Source organism: Bacillus sp. Root131, assembly GCF_001429475.1.
In the GTDB taxonomy this organism is placed as follows: Bacteria; Bacillota; Bacilli; order Bacillales; family Bacillaceae_G; genus Bacillus_A; species Bacillus_A thuringiensis_S.
Map to the genome: position 1 here is coordinate 1,190,971 of NZ_LMJQ01000001.1, position 20,471 is coordinate 1,211,441.

The following is a 20,471-nucleotide window of genomic DNA, read 5'->3' on the forward strand; positions in this document are numbered from 1 at the left end:
AATGAAACAAGTACAAACAAAAAGGGATTGGAAAAAACTTGCATACGACGTAGTGGAAGAAAAGATGATTACGAAAGAAGATGCAATAGCGATATTAGAAGCTGATGATACAGAAGTTTTAGAAATTATGAATGCAGCTTACATTATTCGCCATCATCACTTTGGTAAGAAAGTAAAATTGAATATGATTATTAATACGAAATCTGGATTATGTCCTGAAGATTGTGGATATTGCTCACAGTCTATTATTTCAGAAGCACCAATTGATAAATATGCATGGTTAACGCAGGAGAAAATTGTAGAAGGGGCACATGAAGCAATACGCCGTAAAGCAGGTACATATTGTATTGTAGCGTCTGGTCGTCGTCCGACGGATAAAGAGGTAAATCACGTAATTGGAGCAGTTAAGGAAATTCGTGAAACGACAGACTTGAAGATTTGTTGTTGTTTAGGTTTCTTAAATGAAGATCAAGCAGGACGTTTAGCGGAAGCAGGCGTGCATCGTTATAACCACAACTTAAATACACATGCAAATAATTACGATAGTATTTGTTCAACGCATACGTATGATGATCGTGTTGATACAGTTCAAAAAGCGAAACAAGCTGGTATTTCACCATGCTCTGGAGCGATTTTTGGCATGGGAGAAACAATTGAAGAGCGTGCTGAAATTGCATTTGAATTACAACGTATAGATGCAGATTCTATCCCTTGTAATTTCCTTGTTGCTGTAAAGGGGACACCTCTTGAAGGGCAAAAAGAGTTAACGCCAGTAGAATGTTTAAAAGTACTGGCAATGATGCGTTTTGTAAACCCAACAAAAGAAATTCGTATTTCAGGAGGACGTGAAATCAATTTACGTTCTGTACAGCCAATCGGTTTATTTGCAGCAAATTCTATTTTTGTCGGGGACTACTTAACGACAGCTGGACAAGAGCCGACTGCGGACTGGGGTATGATTGCAGATTTAGGATTTGAGATTGAAGAATGTGCATTATAAGATAGATGAAAAAGCAAACTTGTAAAAGGGTTTGCTTTTTTTGTAAATAAAATGTAATAAATAGTTGTGAACGCTTGGTATTATTGGTTTTTGAGCGAAAAAAAGAATTTTTGTGGACGAATTTTCCAAGCCCTAGTTGTACATAGTAAATATGTAATTTATATTGGGTTGGAGGATTTTACATGTACAAATACATATTAGCGATTATGACTTGTTTAATTTTAATAAAAGCAATAAGTTCTGATCCAGTTAAGGCTGCTGAAAATCCTGAACAAAAAGAGATGCAACAAAGAATCGAACAACACTTTCGAACGAAAGCTGAACATTTTGGATTGAAAACGGAAGGAAAAGATTTAAAGGAAGTTAGAAAAGAAATTACTATTATAGAAGAAGCGAAAAAAAGAGAGAATGTATGGAGAACAGCACAAGCTCTTCATATAAAAACAGAAGGAAAAACGATGAATGAATTAATAAAAGATGTACAAAAAAAGGTGAAAAAATAAAAAGAGGCCGCAGCCTCTTTTTTTATGCCCATTGTTTTGATAAGTGAGCCATTTCAATTGCAGCAACAGCTGATTCATATCCTTTATTACCAGCTTTCGTACCTGCGCGTTCAATCGCTTGTTCAATTGTTTCTGTCGTTAATACGCCGAAAATAACTGGGATGTCCATTTGTAGTGATAAAGACGCAACACCTTTTGCTACTTCATTACAAACGTAATCGTAGTGAGTTGTAGCACCTCGGATTACAGTACCTAATGTAATAACAGCATCATACTTTCCGCTACTAGCCATCTTTTTAGCGATTAAAGGAATTTCAAATGCACCAGGAACCCAAGCAACATCAATATCATTTTCTTCTACACCGTGACGCTTTAATCCGTCTAAAGCGCCGCCAAGTAACTTACTTGTAATAAATTCATTAAAACGTCCAACAACAACTCCAACTTTTAATCCTGTACCAACCAAATGACCTTCGAATACCATAATAAATCTCTCCTTTAATTATAAGTTTAGTAAGTGTCCTAATTTGTTTACTTTCGTTTGTAAATACGATTTATTCTCTTCTTTTGCTGGCATTTGCAACGGTACACGCTCGACTACTTCTAAATCGTAACCTTGTAAGCCAGCAATTTTTCTTGGGTTATTCGTTAATAATCGTAAACTTTGTAAACCTAAATCTTTTAATATTTGTGCACCGATACCGTAATCACGAAGATCAGCAGGGAAGCCGAGTTTTTCATTTGCTTCTACAGTATCGAATCCTTCTTCTTGTAATTTATAAGCACGAAGCTTATTAAGAAGCCCAATGCCTCTTCCTTCTTGTCTCATATAAAGAAGAACACCTTTTCCTTCACGCTCAATTTGAGCAAGTGCTGCATGGAGTTGTGGTCCGCAATCGCAGCGATGTGAACCGAATACATCTCCTGTTAAGCATTCAGAATGAACACGCACAAGTACCGGTTCACCTATTGAAATATCACCTTTTACAAGTGCGATATGTTCTTTCGTATCTAATGAGTTAGAATAGCCAATTGCGTGGAAAGTACCGAAATCTGTAGGTAATGTAATTTCCACCTCTCTCGTCACAAGTGTTTCATGATGGCGGCGGTAAGCAATTAAATCTTCTATTGTAATCATTTTTATATCAAATTGTTTTGCGCATTCTATTAAATCAGGTACACGTGCCATCGTGCCGTCCTCATTTATAATCTCGCAAATAACTCCAGCTGGTTCGGCACCGCATAGCTTTGCTAAATCAACAGCAGCTTCTGTATGACCTGCACGACGCAGGACACCGCCTTCTTTCGCAATTAATGGAAAGATATGTCCAGGTCGATTGAAATCAGTGCCTTTTGATGCGGGATTTAACAATTCTTGTATCGTAGTTGCACGTTCGTGAGCGCTAATCCCTGTTGTTGTAGAAACATGGTCAATGCTCACTGTAAACGCAGTATGATGTGAATCTGTATTATGAGATACCATTGGTTCTAATTGTAGACGTTCTGCGTATCCTTCCGTAATCGGTACACAAACGAGACCACGACCATGTGTAATCATAAAATTAATTGTTTCCGGTGTAATGTACTCTGCTAAAGCAATAAAGTCGCCTTCATTTTCTCGGTTTTCATCATCACATACGATAACGACTTTACCTTGTTTTAAATCTTCTAGAGCTTCTTCAATACGATGAAACATTGTGCTTCCCCCTTATAGAAATCCGTTTTCTTGTAAAAAACTTTCGGTCATTGAACCTACTCGTTTTGCAGGTTTAGTAATAAAGCGTTCGATATATTTACCAATCATGTCACACTCAATATTTACGATATCTCCGGCATTTTTTTCTCCAATGACAGATTCGCTTACTGTGTGCGGGATGAGTGAAATCGTTATGGAAGCTTCGTCTATATCAAATATCGTTAAACTCGTTCCATCAACAGCAATGGACCCTTTATGCAAACAATAGTGTAGCAATTCATCAGAAATTGCTATTTTATAATAGACGGCATTGTAATGTTGTTTTTTAGTTAAAATCGTTCCGATGCCATCAATGTGTCCTGAAACGAAATGTCCACCGAATCTTCCATTTGCAGACATTGCCCGCTCTAAATTTACTTTAGAGTGGGGTTTAAGCATGCGAAGCGATGTCGACTGCATCGTTTCAGGCATTGCATCAACTGTAAATGAAGTAGTTGTAAAGTTTGTTACAGTTAAGCAAATACCGTTAACTGCGATACTATCACCTAAGTGAACATCTGATAAAATTTTCTTTGCATGAATCGTTAATTTCATCGCTTCTCCGCTTTGTTGCATGTTTGCTATCGTTCCTAATTCTTCTACAATTCCTGTAAACATTCCGTCACCTCGTTTCGGGCATTCGCAACGATTTTTATATCATCACCAATTTGTTTCATCTCTTGAATTTTCAAGGAAAGCGCATCTTGTAATTTTGAAAAACCATTTCCTCCAAATAAAGTAGGAGCATCTTTTCCACCAATTAATTTCGGGCTTATATAGGTTACAATTTCATTGAAATTGTTTGTTTTTAAGAAACTTGCATGAATTGATTGGCCACCTTCAACGAATAGAGAAAGAATTTGTTTCTCTCCAAGAAAGGAAAGAAGGTCCTCGATTTCTATATGCTTCGTTTCCATTTGGAATATAGCTATATTTTTAGAATTATAAGAAGATATCTTCTCTTTCTTTACATCCTTACCGACAATAATCCATGTCGGTGCTAAACCATCTGTTATAACATGAGAAGATGGTGGCGTTCGTAAATGGGTATCTAAAACAACGCGAATAGGATGTTTCCCACCATTTGGAATTCTTGTTGTTAAATGAGGATTATCAGCTATAACTGTATTCACTCCAACAAGAATTGCATCATGTGTATGGCGATATTGGTGAACATCAGCACGTGCTTCTTCACCTGTAATCCACTTACTTTCACCAGTTACAGTTGCTATTTTTCCATCTAAGCTCATCGCTGTTTTGATTGTTACAAAAGGGCGTTTCGTTTTCATGTAGTGAAAAAAGTAGCGATTTAATAAAACTGCTTCTGCTTCAAGAACACCGGTAGTTACTTCAATTCTAGCTTCCTCTAATCTTCTTTTTCCGTTACCAGAAACGAGCGGATTACAATCGAGAGTAGCAATTACCACACGCTTAACTCCTTTTTCGATGAGCAATTCACAACAAGGTGGTGTTTTTCCAAAGTGGCTACACGGTTCCAGTGTTACATAAACGGTAGCGTCTTTGGCGTTCTGACTAGCCATTTGAAGGGCATGAACTTCTGCGTGTTCTTCACCAGCTCGTAAATGAGCCCCCATACCAACGATGTTTCCATCTTTTACAACAACAGCACCAACCATAGGATTTGGACTTGTTTGTCCTGATGTTCCTTCTGCTAACTGCAGGGCAATCCTCATATATTCTTGATCTGTCATTTTCTTCACCTCTCCTAAAAAAATCAAAAAACCCCAAGGATTTAATATCCTTGGGGTTTGGGAGACGTGATTTCTAGAAATATAGTTTGAATACGAAAGCATAGGAAAGAAACCTAACGATAATTGATATCTCTGCATAAGGAAAAAACCTAGCAAAATATCGAATTTTTAAACGCTAGTTGTCTCTTTTTATTTCAGTATAAAAAATAAGTATAGAAAATTAAACATATATAAAGAATCAAAATGAATCTTTAAAAATATGCATACTGAAATAAAAGTGTATTCACTATATAAAAAACTAGAAACATATCCTTCTCCCATCCAGACTATACTGTCGGCCCTAGAGTTTCACTAGATCCACCGTTTTCGAGTTGAAAACGGGTCACGGACTTAGAAGTTTTCACTTCATCACCGCCGGTTGGGAATTTCACCCGACCCCGAAGGATGCTGTTTGCTCAAATTATAGCACAAAAAAAATAAAAGGCTAGTAAAAAATATTCGAATGTGAAGAATTGTGTGAAAATATATGTGGGCTGGAATGGAAATAAAAGTATTAGAAGTGTTGTAAGGAGAAGGGATATAACGGAGTTGCTAAAAAGAAAAAACATGCACAAAAAAATGTGCATGTCACATGTAAAATTATTCTGCCTCTGGTGCTCTAACAACAGACTCGAATTTACCTTTATGCGAAGCGTCGCAATAAGGCATATTTTTTGATAAACCACAACGGCATAAAGAAAATGCCGGTTTTGCTGGGAATACATTCCCTTGTGAGTCGACTAATTCCACGTCCCCTGTAACGCGAAAAGAGCCATTATCATTTACTTTAATTTGTACTTTTGCCAACGTTATCCCTCCTTCCCAAACGCTTAATTTCATCATATAATCAAGGGAAGTGCTTGACAATATAAAAAGAGCACTTTGTTTGAGAAAGAAGAGAGTGTTATAATAGTTTTCATAACTGACTAGAGTAAGGTGACGAGAGATGGATAAACAATTACATACATTACGAAACATTGCAAATGAGCGCACGTGGGCATCATTTTTGAATGATAATCATCCATATAGTTTGTTACATTGGTCCATTGCAGGTGTAGGGCAAGAGGCAAAGGATGTTTGGTTACTTCAAGATGAAGTAACATTTCAAACGACAGAATTCCCAACGTTAGATGATGCAATGCAATGGATTTCTGAAAATATGGAACAAGTTACAGACGTTTTAGCGCAATAAAAAAACAGGCTTATGCAAGCCTGTTTTTTGTTTCTTTCACATATGTGTTTAAAAATTGATCGATGGCTGCTTCGTACTCTTCTTTATTTTCGTTATAAGAGCAAGCGTGTGCACCACGTTCTGCAATATAAAGTTGTTTATTGTTTTCTTTTGCTTCATATAGTGATTTCGTCATATCAGCTAAAATATAATCATCATCTTTACTATGAATAAAGAGGACGGGATTGTTAATATTTTTTATACAATCAATTGGTGAAACTTCGCGAATCGTATAACCGTCACGCACTTTTAAAAAAGCATTTGCTAAAGGTAATAAAGGCCATTTTGGTAAATGGAATTCAACCTTTAAACGGTGCTGTAATTGTCCGTGAAAATCAGAGAAAGGACAATCTGCAATATAGAAATCAGCACCATCTTCTACAAGTCCTGCGTATTGAAGAAGTGTTGCAGCTCCCATAGATTCACCATGAATACCGAGTGTTATATTTGTTCCAAAGCGACTTTTTAGCCAGTCAACTACAGATTTTAAATCATGTTTTTCATAGTATCCATAGCTTGTTGTTTTTCCGCCAGTTTTACCATGACGACGATGATCATAAATAACGACATTATACCCTCTGTTTAAAAATAACCTTGCATATTTTACAGAGTTCATTTTATTTACAGTTACGCCGTGACAAAAAATCATAAACTTATTGGAATGACCAGCAGGAATGTAATAGCCGTGAAGATCATATCCGAATTGTGAAGGAATATGAATTTCTTCTTTATGAAGAGCATCAAAATCTTCTATACGAAAATGTTTTTTCGTTTCTCTTTCGAGTACTTCTTCCTCTGTTTTTTTCTTTAAATACATCACTTTATTTGTAAAGAAAATCCCAAGGGCTGTTATCGCACCTAGTACAGTAAACAATGCTGCAAAAAAACGTTTCATACTTTACCTCATCCTCCAAATACCGTTACATGTGATACACTTATATTGTATCACAATGATATAAAAGGGGAGAAATAGGAAATGGTGCATATACAAAAAATTACGCCAACGATGAAAGAAACAATTCGAATGTTTATGTGTGAGAACTGGGGAAGTTCATTGATGGTTTCACGTGGTAAGGGGCATCAATTAGAAGAGTTGCCAGGATTTGTTGCGTTTTCTAATGACAGAATAATCGGAATTATAACGTATGAAGTGACTGGAAATATGTGTGAAATTATATCGTTAGATAGTATTGAAGAAAGAAAAGGAATAGGGAAGAAGCTTGTGGATTGTGTATTGCAAGTTGCAGAAGAAGAACGGTGCAGGCAGGTTTGTCTTATTACAACAAATGATAATATGAATGCGTTACGATTTTACCAAAAACGTAATTTTGTAATGACTAATTTATATGTGAATGCGGTAGAGGAGGCACGAAAAATAAAGAAAGAAATTCCACGTATTGGATATGATAATATCCCAATTTTACATGAAATTCAGTTGGAGTATCGTTTAGTGAAATGATGTAACAATTTTCAGAAATATGAGTTATTAATCTTGACGGATAGTGTAATTTAGGTTACCGTAAAATTGTAATCTATTACCATATTAAGGGGTGACGATGTGGCAACTATACGTGATGTTGCAAAATTGGCAGGTGTTTCAGTCGCAACCGTTTCACGAGTTATTAATGAAAAAGGATATGTTCATGAGGACACAGTAAAACAAGTAAAGGAAGCAATTGAAGAATTACGTTATAGGCCAAACAGTGCAGCGAAGCCACTATTTAAAGAGAATTCAACGATAATTGCATTACTTGTAGATAATCTATATGACCCATCAAACATCACTTTGCTACATTGTATTGAGGAAATAGCATATAAAGAAGGATATCAAATCATTGTTTGTAATATAGAGAATAAAGATAGATACATATATATGTTGAAGGAGAATAACGTTGCAGGTGTTATTTTAACAAAATCCGTTTTTAAAAGTATAGGAGAAATTCCATTTCCGTTTGTTGTGATTGATGAGCAACAATCACATGGAAATTATTATGAAAGTGGACAGAGGGCTGTTTCTTTATTAAAAGAGAAAGGGTGTCACTTTCTTGCATATTTCGGTGAGGGAGAAGAAAGTGAAGAAATGGAAGATCATATAGCAGGTTTTTTAGATACTGTTTGGGATGAAGGAATCTCTTATCGAGAAGAATGTGTACAAGGGTATACAAATAAACAGTTTATTACATTATTGCGAAACAATCCGTATATAGATGGAATTGTAACCTCAAGTGATCAGATTGCTATTGAGTTAATTCGGTCAGCAAGATTTGTAAATATACATGTACCAGATAAATTAAAAATTGTTGGACCGAATGGGAGCATAGAGTGTGAATGGATAGGTTCATCACTACCGGCAATTGAAAGCTATGTCAAAGATAACGGAAAAGTAGCTTTTCAACAATTAAAAGGAAAAATAAAAAAGTAAAAGGTGCGTTTTATACGCACCTTTTTATAATGTAATTGCGGCAATAAAGCCAAATATAAGTAACGGTATATTGTAATGTAGAAAAGTGGGTACACATGTATCCCATATATGATGGTGCTGACCATCAGCATTTAAACCGGATGTTGGTCCGAGGGTACTATCTGATGCTGGAGATCCTGCGTCACCTAGCGCTCCGGCTGTACCAATAATTGCAATTGTAGCCATCGGACTAAATCCAAGCTGAATGCACAGAGGTACAAAAATTGTTGTTAAGATAGGGATGGTTGAAAAGGATGAACCAATTCCCATCGTAACGAGAAGTCCAATAACAAGCATAAGAAATGCAGCGAGTGGTTTGTTATTTCCGATTATATGTGCACTCGTTTGCACCAGAGATTCAACATGTCCTGTTTTTCGAAGAACAGCGCCGAATCCAGCGGCAGCAATCATAACAAAGCCAATAAAGGACATCATACGCATTCCGCTTGTTAATATCGCATCTGCTTCTTTAAGTGGTAGACTACCACTTACTGATAAGACGATAATACCTGCTAAAGCACCGAAAATCATTGATTCTGTTGTTAATTGAACAGTTAATGTAGCAATGATAGATAATAACCCGAAAGTAATGCTACGTTTTGTATAGGGAACGATCTCATTTTCGGTAGTATGAATTTGTTCTGTTTCATACGTACGAGGTTTTCGGTACGTAATGAATACCGCTACACATAATCCAATAATCATACCGAGTGCTGGAATAGTCATTGCTTTTGGAATAAGTGTGACATCAAATGTAAGACCGCTTTGCGCAGCGTTGGTTTGCAATACGTCATGATAAATTTTTCCGAACCCTGCAGGGATCCACATATAAGGAGTAATTAATCCAAATGTAATAATACACGTGACAAGTCTTCGATCCACTTTCAGCTCATTTAATACTTTTAAAAGTGCTGGAATTAAGATGGGGATGAAAGCAATGTGAACAGGAATCACATTTTGTGAGAAACAAGCCATCGTTAAAATAATGAATAAAATAAGTATTTTAGAATAAACTTGTTTTTTCGTGTCTTGTTCATTGCCAATCCATTTTAATGCAGTTTGAATCATAGCATCTGGAAGTCCTGTTTTGGAAAGGGAAATAGCGAAACCACCAAGCATTGCATAACTTAAAGCGATTGGAGCACTGTTTCCAAGACCAGTTGTAAAAGTGTTAATCGTTTCTGAAATACCGAGTCCGCCGATAATTCCGCCTGTTAAAGCTCCAACAATGATGGCGACAATGACCTGGACACGTAACAAACTAAGCAATAGCATAATTGCTACTGCGACGAGTACAGCGTTCATAATAAATGTAATCTCCCTAAATTTTTATTCTGTTAAGACAAGTAAATATGAAACATTTTGCTATGTTTATACATACTTGCGACATATTATTATAAAATGTTTTCTATGAAATGTAAAAGAGCCTTTTGTTACTAATGCTGAAAAGCTAGCTCTTGTTTAATTGATTGCAAAGAATTGGCGAATAATTCTGGTTCTTCTAGATCAGGAGAATGTGCTGAATTTGGGAACCAAATCATTTTTTTTATAGGCGCTTCAATAATATCGCAATATTCCTGAACGAGTGCATAAGGAGTTTGATAATCATAGCGACCAGAACAAAAATAAACTGGAATAGATAAACTTGAGATAGAAGAAAAGAAATCGATTGTCAGCATTTCTTCCCATAAAACGCCAGATTTTAAATTTCCTGCGAGAAACTTGAACCAATCTAATAGCGTATATTCAGGAGAAAAGAAACCTTTTCGTATGAAAGAAAAGGAAGATCCGTTTTGGATTGCTCCTCCGAATGTGCCAAGCCACTTTCTTTGAATAATAAGACGTCTCATATCTAAAAATGGTGGTTTTCCTAATTTTAAAAGGGAAGCTAATGCTTTTTTATGATCATGTTTTTTTGCAGAACTAATTAAATGTTGATATAGCAATTCTTCATTTTGTTTCATATGTACAATTTGCCCAATACCGATGTAAGCCTCGATATACTTTGGATATTGATGTGCTATGTTAAGCCCAATAATACTTCCCCAAGAATGACCAGCGAGAAATAGTTTTTGTTTGTTGAACCTTTTAAGTGCATATTGAATCACTTCTTTTGCATCGGAAACGAATTGTTCGATTGTAAAATTTGCTCCGAAATCTTTCATTGAAAAAGATTTACCCGCCCCGCGCTGATCCCAATTAATAACAATAAAGTGCTTCTCTAATTCTTTTTGAAAATGACGAATAAATCCGATTTGTGCCATGCCGGGTCCACCATGGCAGCATAATAAAATAGGCTGCTCTACGTTTTGCCCACGCATAAGGAGAGTTTGTTTTCGATTATTAATCATAACGCTTTCTATCGTAGCGATACTATTAGGAATGAGTTGTTTGTTTTCAGTATAGAACTGAGGGGTATAGCTACGCAAAAGCATATTGAAAACCTCCTTTTGTGAAATCGTATGAATCGCACAGGCTATTCATTTTGCATATACTGTTAGAAAATCATTGTAACATACCATACTAGTGTCATTTCAACACGGGAGGAGGGAAATTGTGACGATTGGAGAAATTATAGATGGTTTAAATAGGCGTGAATCCATCGCTATTATAGCAAAACGTCTTGAAATAAGCCCGTATACATTATCGAAGAAATTAAGATTGATTGGATACGAATATGATGGAGAGCAGAAGAAACGTATTTTTGTAGGAGATGGAGAAGAACCACGTCACTTACAACTCCAAGAAGCGACCGCCCTTCAATATGAGAAAACAGATTATCAATTATTAATTTATGAGCAATTACAAAGTATTTATGAATTATTAAGAAGAAGAGAAGAAGTAATTGCACCAATTATGAGTAAAAGTACAGAGAAAAAGAGACGCACCTTTTCTATTAATACAGAAATATTAGCAAGATTGGACCTTATATCAGAATCGAAAGGAATTCAAAAATCTAAAATTGTAGAAGAGGCGTTGCAACAATTTTTACAGCAATATGAATTTAACAAAACATCACATTTTGATAACTAAAGAAAAGGATACTATGTTCATTGGAAGAACGAGTATCCTTTTTATGATGCATATTACGTATAAATACAGGATTAGTGCAAATCTTTTATGGCGTGAAAAATGAAATTTCTTATTAGAGAAACACTTAATTTACTTTTTGGATTCTTCCATCAATAACTGGCTGAATTGGTTCTTTTAATTGTTTTACGTAATCGACTAACGCTTCAAAGTCGTTTGGACCAGTTTCTGCATTTTTACCATTTTTAAATGATATGAATCCGTCACCGCCAGAAGCTAAGAAAGCATTTGCAACTACGCTATACGTTTTAGATGGAGATAATTCTTCTCCGTTTGTTAAACGTATATTTGTAACTTTTTCACCGTTTGGTTTATTTGCATCCCACGCATATTGAATACCTGAAATTTGAAGCATTCTTGTTGTTCCTTTTTGCCATTGCTGATTTAAAATATCGCGAATGTCTTGACCTGTTAAATCTACTTTAATCAATTGATTTCCAAAAGGTTGAATACCGTATAACTCACCCCACGTAATATCACCAGCATCTAAGTCATTACGAATGCCACCAGGATTCATGAGGGCGATTTGAGTTTGCATCGTTTGACGCTGAGCATCGGCAACTAAATTTCCAAGAGTGGACTCACCAGCATCATTTTGTTTACGGTCGATAGATGCTGTAGATTTTCCGACCACTTCATTTACAAGTGGTGCGATTTTTTCTTTATATTGATCTAGTTTTTTCTTTACTTGTTTATCAGGTTCTACACCTTCATGATACGTTGTAACAACTTCAGCTTTTTTCTTTATAATATCCTTTGTTTTACGATCAATTGTTACATCCACGTCTGAGAAAGCCGTGCCGTAAGAATTTGCTTGGACAATTAGCTTATTATTTACTGTACCATTTACATACGTATGACTATGTCCACCGAAAATAACATCAACTTCTGGGTCTGTTTCATTTGCAATTCGAGTAAGGTCGCCATTTGTTACCCCAGACTCATCGGTTGTTCCACCGACATGAGCAAGAACGACGATAGATTTAACGCCGAGGCGTTTTAATTGTTGTGTTGATTTATTAATTGCTTCTACTTCATCAGTAATTTGTACATTTTTAAGCATCGTAGGCATAACGACATTTGGTGTATCAGTTGTAACAACACCAATGAATCCTACAGGAACACCATCTACCATTTTTACAGTAAATGGTGGTAAAAATAAGCGGCCAGTTGATTTGTTATAGAAGTTAGCAGCTACATAGGGGAAGTTAGCCCCTTTGAAATTCCCTGTTTTTTCATGATATCCACCGTAAATGAGGCGTTTCATTTCATCAATGCCTTCATCAAATTCATGGTTTCCGATTGTACCAACATCAAATTTTAAATCATTTAAAAATTCAATCGTCGGTTCATCCTGTAATAATGCTGAAACTGGTGGACTAGCTCCGACGATATCACCAGCATGTACGAGAAGTGTATTAGGGTTTTGTTTTTTACGTTCTTTTAAATAAGTAGCTAAGTAATCAGCGCCACCAGCTTCTTTATTATTAATTTTTTTAACAGTATCTAGTTGTCCATGGAAATCATTAATACCAAGCATTTGTACGTCTATGTAGCGGTTTTGTTCAGCTGGATTCTGAGATGGGGGAGCGGCAAATACGCTTGAAAAAGTAATAGTGCTTAAAACAGCAACGGCAGGAATAATTTTTTTCCACATAGTTCATTTCTCCTTTTTTATAATCTGACATCATACGACATAATTTTAATAGATTCATAGGATTATAGCTACATAAAAATTTAGTCTTTTCGAAAAATTAACATATTTACAAAAAGTGGATAATAGAGTAAAGACCCTTTTTTATTGTCGATTGCATCGTGTATCTACTATAATGGAGAAAAAAGTAAAAGGTGAGTAGCATGAAGAAAAAGAAACAAAGACAAATGCAAAGACAATCGCAAGTGAATCCACCAAAGAAAGAAACACTTACATTAGGCGATCAATTAAATGATTCACTCATGCAACAATTAAAGAGTAAGAAGAAAGAGTTGCAAGTGAGAGAAGAGGAAAAAGAGGCAGCTGAACTGGAAAGAAAGCGCAAAGAACAAAAAGAACGTGAAAAGAATAAATCATTTGAAGAACTGCTAAGTGAAAGTAACCTTACTTGGAAAGACTTTAAATAATAAAAAAATGATCAGTGAAATTCACTGATCATTTTTTGACGAGCTTGTAAGAAAAGGGGAGTTATTATGAGGAAAATTGTAGTTGTTCCGCATGAAAATCATTGGAGTGAAAAATTTCAAATGGAGGCTGAAAGATTAAAAACAGCGATGCCAGAAACGGTGAAAATTCATCATATTGGAAGTACGTCAGTGCCAGGACTGGCAGCTAAACCTATTATTGATATGATCATGGAAGTAGAAAGTATTGAAAGGGTAGATAGGTGGAATGAACGATTTATAGAGCTTGGTTACATCGTAAAAGGGGAAAATGGTATTTCAGGACGCCGATTTTTTATCCATGGAACGGAAGAAAAACGTTTGTATCATTTACACGTGTTTGAAAAAGGAAATCCAGAGATAGTAAGGCATTTAGCATTTCGTGATTATATGATGGCTCATTGTGAAGAAGCAGAGGCATATGCAACCTTAAAGAAAGAATTGGCCGAAAAGTATACATATGATGGCACGTTATATACGGAAGGGAAAAATGAGTTTGTGCGCAATGTGGATGAAAAAGCGAAAGAATGGAGAGAAAATAACGTGAATAAATGAGTTCACGTTATTTTTTAGCTATATAAAAGTGTTATGTAAACTGTACGTATGTTTTGACTTTTGGGATGAATCTTGTTGAAATAAAGTTGTGGCTTATAAAAAAATGTAACAATGAAAGGGAGACGACTGTGTATATTCCAACAACTACACTTCATAATGGCGTGAAAATGCCGATGATTGGTCTAGGCGTTTATAAAGCAAAAGAAGGCGACGAAGTAAAACAAGCAGTAAAAACAGCGTTAGAAGTTGGATACCGTTCGATTGATACAGCAACTGTGTATGAAAATGAAAGCGGTGTCGGAGAAGCGATTCGTGAATCAGGAATTCCAAGAGAAGACCTATTTATTACAACAAAAGTTTGGAATGACGATCAAGGATACGAGGAGACACTCGAGGCGTTTGAAAAAAGCTTAAAGAAATTACAAATGGACTATGTAGATTTATATTTAATACATTGGCCAGTAAGAGGGAAGTATGTGGATACGTACCGAGCGTTAGAAAAATTATATGAAGAAGGTAAAGTGCGTGCGATTGGTGTTTCTAATTTTCATAAACATCATTTAGAATTGTTATTACCAAATTGCAAAGTGAAGCCGATGGTGAACCAAGTAGAACTTCATCCGATGTTAACGCAATTTGAATTGCGTAATCATTGTCAAGGTGAGCAAATCCAAATGGAAGCGTGGAGTCCGTTAATGAGGGGCGGAGAAGTATTTCAGCATCCAATCATTCAGGCTATTGCTAACAAATATGAAAAAACACCTGCGCAAGTTATATTAAGATGGGATATTCAAAGCGGGATTGTTACAATTCCTAAATCTGTTACACCATCTCGTATTAAAGAAAACTTTACTATTTTTGATTTCTCACTAACTGAAGAAGAGATAAATCAAATTAACACGTTGAATCGCGATTTACATGTAGGCACAAATCCTGATAAATATGATACGTTATAAAAAAGACTGTCTCCTAATAAAGGAGACAGTCTTCTGTTTATCGGTAATTCGATATTTTTAACGATGCAAAGCATATGTGTCATATTTAATAATTTTTTGAAGTTGTACATATTCTTCTTTAGTTAAAGGTAACTGTTGGCTAGCTCGTATATTTTCCTGCAATTGTTGAAGAGAGCTTGCGCCAGGTATAACAGCTGCAACAGTCTTATTATGTAAGCAATATTGAATAGCTGTTCCTGTTAAAGAGCTTTCTCCAATCGTTTCTTTTACACTCGCTAGAGTTGTATGTAATTCATCGTAAGAATAAGAGAGGTAATCCTTTTCCTTTACTCTTTCTATTTTTCTTGCATTGTTATCAGTTAAAATTCCTTTTGCAAGTGGTCCGCGAGCAATGATGCTAATTTGGTATTCATTCAGAAGCGGGAACCATTCTTCTGGACGACGATTTAAAAGGCTATATTCCATTAGTACACTAACGATGTTTGAGCGTTTTGCATATTCACGGATTACATTTGGACGTATAGAAGAAATACCGTAATGGCGGATAATACCTTCTTTTTTCAATTCTTCAAAAGCTTCAATTGTTTCATCTATTGGATCTTCAATCGTTCCGCCATGAAGTTGGTAAAGGTCAATATAATCAGTTTGAAGTCTACGTAAACTTTCTTTTACTTCAGCCTTTATGTAAGCTTTAGAAGGGTCCCAAGACCAGCCGTTTTTTTCTTCTGTCCAACGATTTCCAACCTTCGTTGTAAGAACAATTTTGTCTCGTTTCCCCTTCAAGGCTTTTCCAACAAATTCTTCATTTAATCCGTAATCATATAAATCTGCTGTATCAAAAAAATTAATTCCTAAATCGATTGCTTCATCGACAATACGCATAGCCTCTGTTTCAGATGTACCGAGAGACATACAGCCAAGGCCCATTTCTGTAACAAATAAATCTGAGTTTCCTAATTGACGTTTTTTCATAGGTCAACCTCCTTACCTTTATTGTACGAGAGGGAAAAGAGGTTGACAAACGTTTCCTTTTCGCTTTGCATTAACTGCCCGTAAAAGCATAATTAATGTGAGCTTAATGGATTAATGTTTCATTTTATTTGCTGTAATCCACTCTTGTACAGTTGTATACTCTTTGCTATATTGTTTTAGCTTATGGCGAATTTGCCATGCTTTTCCGACTAACGTGATGCGATTTGGTAAAATATAAACTTTCATTTCTATCACGCTCCTTTCAATGTGGTAAAATGTATGAAGAAAGAATAGGAAATAGAACAGGGAGATGAAGTAGTATGAGTAATCTTACAGAGAGAACAGTAAAAACTGAGCCGATTTTTGATGGTAGAGTTATAAAAGTTCGTGTTGATGATGTAGTATTACCAAATGGAGAAATGAGTAAACGTGAAATTGTAAATCACCCTGGTGCAGTTGCGATTATTGCTATTACAGATGAGGGGAAAATTGTGCTTGTTGAGCAGTATCGTAAAGCGCTTGAAAAGGCGATTATAGAAATTCCAGCCGGCAAGTTAGAGCCTGGTGAAAAACCAGAGGTAACAGCAGTTCGTGAATTAGAAGAGGAAACAGGATATGTATGTGAAAATATGGAGCTTATTACTTCTTTCTATACATCTCCAGGATTCGCAGATGAAATTTTATATGTATATAAAGCGACAGGTTTGACAAAAAAAGAAAATAAAGCTGAGTTAGATGAAGATGAGTTTGTGGAATTAATGGAAGTATCGTTAGAAGAAGCGATTACTCTTATGAAAAATCTTCGTATTCATGATGCGAAGACGATGTTTGCAGTACAATATTTACAACTACAAAAATAAACACTCGCCAAAGGCGAGTGTTTTTAATTGATTTTTGCATATACACGTGCATCACGTAAGCTACCGTCTGGTGCTAGGAAATCATTTTCCATTGTACCTTCTAGAATGAATTCTAAACGTTCTGCTAAGCTACATGCATTTATATTTGTTGCATCAGTACGAATTTCAATTCTTCTAGCGCCTAGTTTATCAAAGGCGAATTGGATAGCGCCTTTAACAGCTTCAGTCATATAGCCTTGTTTTGTATAATCGCTATGCAACCAGAAGTGAAGTGAAAACTTTGGAATATCCCAGTTTTCAGGTTTTAGTGTAATTGCTCCGATGAATGTACCAGATACTTTATCGTATAAGTGAAAATCAAGTGTTTCACGAAGTAAAAACTGTCCGTGAGCTTCGCGAACAATTTCTTCAGCACTCTCTTCTGTTTCAGCGTTAATTGGTACCCACGGTACTAAGTCTTCTAGAGAAGCTTGGATTGCTTCATATACTTCTGCACCATCACCTGGAAATGGTTTACGAACTTGTAAGCGTTCAGTTTGAAATAATGTTGGAAAATCTAATAATAATGGTTTCAAGAGAAATCCCTCCTATTCTCTACTTTTTAGTTTAGCAAAGTAGAGCGGAATTTCAATGTTAATTCGTCATACTTTTTTCTTTTTTTCATACATTTTTAATAAGAGTGTGAACGGAGGGAAGAAAAATGTGGCGAAAAAATTGGCAAGACCTTGTAATGTCTCACATACAGGAAAACTCTTCATTATATATATTTAACGCTGTTTTATTATTGATGGGAGTAATATTTGGAGCCATTCTTGTGAATAGTTTACAAATCAATCAAAAACAAGATTTATCATTTTATTTACAACGTTTTTTTGGACAAGTCTCTAAAGGAGAATTTGCCATTGCGGGCGAAATGTTTCGAGAAAGTTACTTTTCGCAATTAAAATACATCGGATTTATTTGGATTTTAGGGATTTCAATTATTGGATTACCACTTATTTTTATTTTATTATTTGTAAAAGGAGTTGTTGTTGGATTTACAGTTGGTTTTTTAGTAAGTCAGCATGGATGGAATGGACTATTATTAGCATTTGTATCTGTTTTGCCACAAAATTTAATTATCATTCCAGTCTTTCTCATTATGACAACCATTGCTGCAAGTTTTTCTTTACGGATGATTAGGCATCAATTTATTAGAAAAATAACCGAGCCACTATTACCATTATTAATCCGGTATACATGTTTCTTTCTTGTAATTGGAGCGGTATTAGCAATGGCTTGTAGTGTGGAGGCTTACGCATCACCAGTTTTAATGAAAGAAGTTGTTGAGGCTATTAATAAAAAATAAATATTTTTTGAGAATAATTATCAATTTGTTTTTATTGTTTTTCTTTTGACAGAAGCCCTTCTTCTGATATAATGGTGTAAGAGTGGCGAGGAGGGAGTAGTACCGAATGGAAGAAAGAATTGAACGAATTAAGAAGCAATTACATGCAGCGAGCTATAAATTAACACCGCAACGTGAAGCAACAGTTCGTGTGCTGCTAGAAAATGAAGAAGATCATTTAAGCGCAGAAGATGTTTACCTCCTTGTAAAAGAAAAGTCGCCAGAGATCGGATTAGCAACCGTCTATCGAACTTTAGAACTATTATCTGAGTTAAAAGTTGTCGATAAGATTAACTTCGGAGACGGTGTTTCACGCTATGACTTACGCCAAGAAGGTGCGCAGCGTTTTCACCATCATTTGATTTGTACACAATGTGGTGCTGTACAAGAAATACAAGAAGATTTACTTGGTGAAGTGGAAAGGAAAGTAGAACGAGACTGGAGCTTTAAGGTGAAAGATCATCGTTTAACATTCCATGGGATTTGTAAAAATTGTCAAGAAAATGAAACGGATGAAAAATAACCTTTTCCTATTTATCTAGGAAGAGGTTTTTTATTTGAATAAGGTATAAATTGGTGAAAGCTTGGCATATGTTGTAATAACTTATATTTTGGAGGAATTTACAATGCGCCGAGCTTTAAAATTAACTTTTGATGGAATAAAAGTATTTTTATTATTTACAAGTTGTACGATTTTGTTTTATTTCGCTATACTATGGATAAATGAAGAATATGAAAGCTATCATCGTTATGAAAAACCTAAAGAAGAGACTGTAGAAAAAGTATCAGGGAATGAAGAACCGGCAAAGGATGCTTTCGTAAATAGAATGATGTTTTTCTATGAAAATGGGGAGTAGTGTAGAGTGGAAGATCAATTAAAAGATTTTATTCATTATATGGTTGTCGAAAAAGGATTAGCAAAGAATACAGTAGTATCTTATGAACGGGATTTAAAAAGCTACGTAAAGTATTTGCAAAATGTGGAACAGACGAAAACTTTTCATGAAGTGACCCGTTTACACATTGTTAACTTTTTGCAGTATTTAAAAGAAAACGGAAAATCTTCGAAAACATTGGCGCGTCATATTGCATCAATTCGTTCGTTCCACCAATTTTTACTTCGTGAACGAGCGGTAGAACACGATCCATCCGTACATATTGAAACGCCGCAAGGGGAACGGAAATTACCAAAAGTATTATCAGTTGATGAAGTAGAGGCGTTACTTCAAACACCAAAAATGACAAGTGCTTTTGGGATACGTGATAAGGCGATGCTAGAGTTACTGTATGCGACAGGACTTCGTGTTTCAGAATTGATTGCACTCAATTTAGAAGATGTACATTTAACGATGGGATTTGTTCGTTGCATAGGGAAAGGGAATAAAGAAAGAATTATTCCACTAGGAAGTTTAGCAACGGAAGCGATTCAAAAGTATATTGAAAAAGGAAGAAGAGAATTAATGGGGAAAAAAGTAGTAGATGCACTCTTTTTAAACCATCATGGTAATCGATTATCAAGACAAGGATTTTGGAAAATATTAAAACGATTAGCGAAAGAAGCAAATATTGAAAAAGAGCTTACACCTCATACGTTGCGTCACTCGTTTGCTACGCACTTATTAGAAAATGGAGCAGATTTACGTGCTGTACAAGAAATGCTTGGTCATGCAGATATTTCAACGACGCAAATCTATACGCACGTTTCAAAAACTAGATTAAAAGATGTATATAAACAGTTTCATCCAAGAGCATAGTTACTATGCTCTTTTTTCATAGATTCAGAAGGGAAGACCGTTTCACAGAAACTTCACAA

At 35.6% G+C, this 20,471-nt stretch carries 26 protein-coding genes and 1 riboswitch; of the genes, 14 read left to right on the forward strand and 12 right to left on the reverse strand.

Annotated features, from left to right (window positions below):
* Position 1 precedes the first annotated feature (1 nt).
* A complete protein-coding gene (bioB, locus tag ASE54_RS05895; protein WP_000815856.1) occupies positions 2–1,000 on the forward strand; it encodes a biotin synthase in 999 nt (332 codons plus the stop codon).
* Between the two features lie 182 nt (positions 1,001–1,182).
* A complete protein-coding gene (locus ASE54_RS05900) occupies positions 1,183–1,503 on the forward strand; it encodes a hypothetical protein (RefSeq protein ID WP_000280032.1) in 321 nt (106 codons plus the stop codon).
* Positions 1,504–1,525: 22 nt separating this feature from the next.
* On the opposite strand, the gene ribH is transcribed toward ASE54_RS05900, so the two are convergent.
* The 5 genes from ribH to ASE54_RS35635 form a co-directional block, all read right to left on the reverse strand.
* A complete protein-coding gene (ribH, locus tag ASE54_RS05905; RefSeq protein ID WP_000230895.1) occupies positions 1,526–1,987 on the reverse strand; it encodes a 6,7-dimethyl-8-ribityllumazine synthase in 462 nt (153 codons plus the stop codon).
* 18 nt (positions 1,988–2,005) lie between these two features.
* Positions 2,006–3,199, reverse strand: coding sequence for a bifunctional 3,4-dihydroxy-2-butanone 4-phosphate synthase/GTP cyclohydrolase II (gene ribBA / locus ASE54_RS05910; protein WP_000469006.1), 1,194 nt, complete (start codon positions 3,197–3,199; stop codon positions 2,006–2,008).
* Between the two features lie 12 nt (positions 3,200–3,211).
* Positions 3,212–3,856 carry a riboflavin synthase gene (gene ribE / locus ASE54_RS05915; RefSeq protein WP_000493902.1) on the reverse strand — a complete coding sequence of 215 codons (645 nt, stop codon included), beginning with the start codon at positions 3,854–3,856 and terminating at the stop codon, positions 3,212–3,214.
* Positions 3,838–4,950 carry a bifunctional diaminohydroxyphosphoribosylaminopyrimidine deaminase/5-amino-6-(5-phosphoribosylamino)uracil reductase RibD gene (gene ribD, locus ASE54_RS05920; RefSeq protein WP_000131995.1) on the reverse strand — a complete coding sequence of 371 codons (1,113 nt, stop codon included), beginning with the start codon at positions 4,948–4,950 and terminating at the stop codon, positions 3,838–3,840. The genes ribE and ribD overlap by 19 nt, the downstream gene beginning before the upstream one ends.
* 305 nt (positions 4,951–5,255) lie before the next feature.
* Positions 5,256–5,399, reverse strand: a riboswitch (FMN riboswitch).
* Positions 5,400–5,589: 190 nt separating this feature from the next.
* On the reverse strand, positions 5,590–5,796 hold the full coding sequence (locus ASE54_RS35635) for a CDGSH iron-sulfur domain-containing protein (RefSeq protein WP_001151582.1): 207 nt from the start codon (positions 5,794–5,796) through the stop codon (positions 5,590–5,592).
* Between the two features lie 139 nt (positions 5,797–5,935).
* On the opposite strand from ASE54_RS35635, the gene ASE54_RS05930 reads away from it, so the two are divergent.
* Positions 5,936–6,181: a DUF2552 family protein gene (locus tag ASE54_RS05930; protein WP_000360793.1), complete on the forward strand. Its 246-nt coding sequence runs from the start codon at positions 5,936–5,938 to the stop codon at positions 6,179–6,181.
* Between the two features lie 10 nt (positions 6,182–6,191).
* Here ASE54_RS05930 and ASE54_RS05935 read toward each other — a convergent pair whose 3' ends face one another.
* Positions 6,192–7,115 carry an alpha/beta hydrolase gene (locus tag ASE54_RS05935; RefSeq protein WP_000819241.1) on the reverse strand — a complete coding sequence of 308 codons (924 nt, stop codon included), beginning with the start codon at positions 7,113–7,115 and terminating at the stop codon, positions 6,192–6,194.
* Positions 7,116–7,196: 81 nt separating this feature from the next.
* On the opposite strand from ASE54_RS05935, the gene ASE54_RS05940 reads away from it, so the two are divergent.
* Positions 7,197–7,679: a GNAT family N-acetyltransferase gene (locus ASE54_RS05940; protein WP_000233419.1), complete on the forward strand. Its 483-nt coding sequence runs from the start codon at positions 7,197–7,199 to the stop codon at positions 7,677–7,679.
* 99 nt (positions 7,680–7,778) lie between these two features.
* Positions 7,779–8,642 carry a LacI family DNA-binding transcriptional regulator gene (locus ASE54_RS05945; RefSeq protein ID WP_000201358.1) on the forward strand — a complete coding sequence of 288 codons (864 nt, stop codon included), beginning with the start codon at positions 7,779–7,781 and terminating at the stop codon, positions 8,640–8,642.
* 24 nt (positions 8,643–8,666) lie between these two features.
* On the opposite strand, the gene ASE54_RS05950 is transcribed toward ASE54_RS05945, so the two are convergent.
* Both ASE54_RS05950 and ASE54_RS05955 read right to left on the reverse strand, forming a co-directional pair.
* Entirely contained in the window at positions 8,667–9,986 is a 1,320-nt protein-coding gene (locus ASE54_RS05950; RefSeq protein ID WP_000994811.1) for a Na+/H+ antiporter family protein, read from the reverse strand.
* A 131-nt stretch (positions 9,987–10,117) separates the two neighbouring features.
* Positions 10,118–11,116 (reverse strand): alpha/beta hydrolase, encoded by a 999-nt coding sequence (locus ASE54_RS05955; protein WP_000926820.1) that lies wholly within the window; start codon positions 11,114–11,116, stop codon positions 10,118–10,120.
* A gap of 121 nt (positions 11,117–11,237) precedes the next feature.
* Between ASE54_RS05955 and ASE54_RS05960 the strand changes: the two genes are divergently transcribed.
* A complete protein-coding gene (locus tag ASE54_RS05960) occupies positions 11,238–11,714 on the forward strand; it encodes a ribbon-helix-helix domain-containing protein (protein ID WP_000151934.1) in 477 nt (158 codons plus the stop codon).
* A 124-nt stretch (positions 11,715–11,838) separates the two neighbouring features.
* Here ASE54_RS05960 and ASE54_RS05965 read toward each other — a convergent pair whose 3' ends face one another.
* Positions 11,839–13,428 carry a 5'-nucleotidase C-terminal domain-containing protein gene (locus ASE54_RS05965; RefSeq protein ID WP_000265545.1) on the reverse strand — a complete coding sequence of 530 codons (1,590 nt, stop codon included), beginning with the start codon at positions 13,426–13,428 and terminating at the stop codon, positions 11,839–11,841.
* A gap of 200 nt (positions 13,429–13,628) precedes the next feature.
* Here ASE54_RS05965 and ASE54_RS05970 point away from each other — a divergent pair, with 200 nt between their 5' ends.
* The 3 genes from ASE54_RS05970 (at position 13,629) to ASE54_RS05980 (ending at position 15,439) form a co-directional block, all read left to right on the forward strand.
* Positions 13,629–13,892, forward strand: a complete 264-nt coding sequence (locus ASE54_RS05970; protein WP_000727553.1) for a YqkE family protein — start codon at positions 13,629–13,631, stop codon at positions 13,890–13,892.
* A 66-nt stretch (positions 13,893–13,958) separates the two neighbouring features.
* A complete protein-coding gene (locus ASE54_RS05975) occupies positions 13,959–14,483 on the forward strand; it encodes a GrpB family protein (protein ID WP_001227184.1) in 525 nt (174 codons plus the stop codon).
* A 128-nt stretch (positions 14,484–14,611) separates the two neighbouring features.
* Positions 14,612–15,439, forward strand: coding sequence for an aldo/keto reductase (locus tag ASE54_RS05980; RefSeq protein ID WP_000275862.1), 828 nt, complete (start codon positions 14,612–14,614; stop codon positions 15,437–15,439).
* 57 nt (positions 15,440–15,496) lie between these two features.
* On the opposite strand, the gene ASE54_RS05985 is transcribed toward ASE54_RS05980, so the two are convergent.
* Together ASE54_RS05985 and mciZ are read right to left on the reverse strand one after the other, a co-directional pair.
* A complete protein-coding gene (locus tag ASE54_RS05985; RefSeq protein WP_000747232.1) occupies positions 15,497–16,411 on the reverse strand; it encodes an aldo/keto reductase in 915 nt (304 codons plus the stop codon).
* Between the two features lie 111 nt (positions 16,412–16,522).
* Positions 16,523–16,657, reverse strand: a complete 135-nt coding sequence (mciZ, locus tag ASE54_RS05990; protein WP_000870291.1) for a Z-ring formation inhibitor MciZ — start codon at positions 16,655–16,657, stop codon at positions 16,523–16,525.
* Positions 16,658–16,731: 74 nt separating this feature from the next.
* Here mciZ and ASE54_RS05995 point away from each other — a divergent pair, with 74 nt between their 5' ends.
* Positions 16,732–17,271 (forward strand): NUDIX hydrolase, encoded by a 540-nt coding sequence (locus ASE54_RS05995; protein ID WP_000067931.1) that lies wholly within the window; start codon positions 16,732–16,734, stop codon positions 17,269–17,271.
* Positions 17,272–17,294: 23 nt separating this feature from the next.
* Here ASE54_RS05995 and ASE54_RS06000 read toward each other — a convergent pair whose 3' ends face one another.
* Positions 17,295–17,846 (reverse strand): GNAT family N-acetyltransferase, encoded by a 552-nt coding sequence (locus ASE54_RS06000; protein WP_000803497.1) that lies wholly within the window; start codon positions 17,844–17,846, stop codon positions 17,295–17,297.
* A gap of 155 nt (positions 17,847–18,001) precedes the next feature.
* On the opposite strand from ASE54_RS06000, the gene spoIIM reads away from it, so the two are divergent.
* The 4 genes from spoIIM to xerD all read left to right on the forward strand — a co-directional run bounded on the left by spoIIM (position 18,002) and on the right by xerD (position 20,412).
* On the forward strand, positions 18,002–18,619 hold the full coding sequence (spoIIM, locus tag ASE54_RS06005; protein ID WP_223308695.1) for a stage II sporulation protein M: 618 nt from the start codon (positions 18,002–18,004) through the stop codon (positions 18,617–18,619).
* Positions 18,620–18,725: 106 nt separating this feature from the next.
* On the forward strand, positions 18,726–19,181 hold the full coding sequence (locus ASE54_RS06010) for a Fur family transcriptional regulator (protein ID WP_000392657.1): 456 nt from the start codon (positions 18,726–18,728) through the stop codon (positions 19,179–19,181).
* A gap of 103 nt (positions 19,182–19,284) precedes the next feature.
* Positions 19,285–19,515: a YqzK family protein gene (locus ASE54_RS06015; RefSeq protein WP_001250432.1), complete on the forward strand. Its 231-nt coding sequence runs from the start codon at positions 19,285–19,287 to the stop codon at positions 19,513–19,515.
* A gap of 6 nt (positions 19,516–19,521) precedes the next feature.
* A complete protein-coding gene (gene xerD, locus ASE54_RS06020) occupies positions 19,522–20,412 on the forward strand; it encodes a site-specific tyrosine recombinase XerD (RefSeq protein WP_000390088.1) in 891 nt (296 codons plus the stop codon).
* Positions 20,413–20,471: the final 59 nt, after the last annotated feature.

Coding starts and splice junctions, on each gene's coding strand:
- ASE54_RS05900 (WP_000280032.1), top strand. CDS start 1,183: ATGTACAAATACATATTAGCGATTATGACTTGTTTAATTTTAATAAAA.
- ASE54_RS05965 (WP_000265545.1), bottom strand. CDS start 13,428: ATGTGGAAAAAAATTATTCCTGCCGTTGCTGTTTTAAGCACTATTACT.
- ASE54_RS06010 (WP_000392657.1), top strand. CDS start 18,726: ATGGAAGAAAGAATTGAACGAATTAAGAAGCAATTACATGCAGCGAGC.
- mciZ (WP_000870291.1), bottom strand. CDS start 16,657: ATGAAAGTTTATATTTTACCAAATCGCATCACGTTAGTCGGAAAAGCA.
- ASE54_RS05930 (WP_000360793.1), top strand. CDS start 5,936: ATGGATAAACAATTACATACATTACGAAACATTGCAAATGAGCGCACG.
- ribD (WP_000131995.1), bottom strand. CDS start 4,950: ATGACAGATCAAGAATATATGAGGATTGCCCTGCAGTTAGCAGAAGGA.
- ribE (WP_000493902.1), bottom strand. CDS start 3,856: ATGTTTACAGGAATTGTAGAAGAATTAGGAACGATAGCAAACATGCAA.
- ribBA (WP_000469006.1), bottom strand. CDS start 3,199: ATGTTTCATCGTATTGAAGAAGCTCTAGAAGATTTAAAACAAGGTAAA.
- ASE54_RS05935 (WP_000819241.1), bottom strand. CDS start 7,115: ATGAAACGTTTTTTTGCAGCATTGTTTACTGTACTAGGTGCGATAACA.
- ASE54_RS06015 (WP_001250432.1), top strand. CDS start 19,285: ATGCGCCGAGCTTTAAAATTAACTTTTGATGGAATAAAAGTATTTTTA.
- bioB (WP_000815856.1), top strand. CDS start 2: ATGAAACAAGTACAAACAAAAAGGGATTGGAAAAAACTTGCATACGAC.
- ribH (WP_000230895.1), bottom strand. CDS start 1,987: ATGGTATTCGAAGGTCATTTGGTTGGTACAGGATTAAAAGTTGGAGTT.
- ASE54_RS05950 (WP_000994811.1), bottom strand. CDS start 9,986: ATGAACGCTGTACTCGTCGCAGTAGCAATTATGCTATTGCTTAGTTTG.
- ASE54_RS05940 (WP_000233419.1), top strand. CDS start 7,197: ATGGTGCATATACAAAAAATTACGCCAACGATGAAAGAAACAATTCGA.
- spoIIM (WP_223308695.1), top strand. CDS start 18,002: ATGTCTCACATACAGGAAAACTCTTCATTATATATATTTAACGCTGTT.
- ASE54_RS05955 (WP_000926820.1), bottom strand. CDS start 11,116: ATGCTTTTGCGTAGCTATACCCCTCAGTTCTATACTGAAAACAAACAA.
- ASE54_RS05995 (WP_000067931.1), top strand. CDS start 16,732: ATGAGTAATCTTACAGAGAGAACAGTAAAAACTGAGCCGATTTTTGAT.
- ASE54_RS05985 (WP_000747232.1), bottom strand. CDS start 16,411: ATGAAAAAACGTCAATTAGGAAACTCAGATTTATTTGTTACAGAAATG.
- ASE54_RS05975 (WP_001227184.1), top strand. CDS start 13,959: ATGAGGAAAATTGTAGTTGTTCCGCATGAAAATCATTGGAGTGAAAAA.
- ASE54_RS05970 (WP_000727553.1), top strand. CDS start 13,629: ATGAAGAAAAAGAAACAAAGACAAATGCAAAGACAATCGCAAGTGAAT.